This is a genomic window from Blastomonas sp. UPD001 (assembly GCF_003426715.1).
Taxonomy (GTDB): domain Bacteria; phylum Pseudomonadota; class Alphaproteobacteria; order Sphingomonadales; family Sphingomonadaceae; genus Blastomonas.
On the sequence record NZ_QKVT01000157.1, the window covers coordinates 1 to 835 of the forward strand.

1 protein-coding gene is annotated in these 835 nt (G+C 60.7%); it reads left to right on the plus strand.

Annotation, left to right across the window (positions count from 1 at the left end):
• Positions 1-835: tyrosine-type recombinase/integrase (locus DM995_RS20045; RefSeq protein WP_157973409.1), on the plus strand; the 835-nt coding region annotated here is incomplete at both ends.

Below are 835 nucleotides of genomic sequence, written 5' to 3' on the forward strand. Positions count from 1 at the left end.
ATGGCTGTCGTCCAGCATTCTGTCAGCCTATCAGGAACGCTATGTCGCTCGACTGCGGGAAGATCGGTATGCGCACAATGTGATCCGCGTCTATCTTGCGAGCGTCGCCCATTTCGCACGCTGGCTCGGAGAGCAGCGCCTTCATCTTTCATCGCTGGGCGCGGCGGTGCTCGATCGCTTTCTTAGCGATCATCTGCCGGTCTGCAGTTGTCCTCAGCCGGTTCGCCGAACGCGGTATGAACTGCGGACCGCCATTCGCCACCTGCTGAGACTGCTTGAGGCCGAGGGGGCCATTCAGTCCGCCGACCAGCAGGATGGATTAAGCAAGGAATTGGCCGCGTTCGATGCCTATATGCGTGATGTCGCAGGCCTGGCGGAGACCACGCGACGGCAACGTGGGTTAATTGTCGGCAGATTCCTCGCTCACACTTTTGGCGCAGACGCCGTCGACGTCACGAAGATCGATACCGCGGCCGTAAGGCGCTTCGTCTTGGGTGAAGGCCGCGATTGGGGTGCCGGGGCAGTGCGCGTCGCCGGTAGTTCGATAGGCGGTTATCTGAAGTACCGACAGATGAGCGGCGATGAGGTCGCCAAGCTCCTGCAAGCCATCCCGCGTGCGGCGCACTGGCGTCTGGCGTCACTCCCCGAGACATTGTCACCAACCCAGATCGACGCGCTTTTGGCATCGTTCGATGGGAACCTGCCATCTCGTCGACGGGCCTATGCCATGGTCAGATGCGTCACCGACCTTGGCCTTCGCTGTGCGGAAGTGGTCAAGCTGCGCATCGAGGACATTGATTGGCGGAACGGAACAGTCAGGATCGCTCGCTCAAAG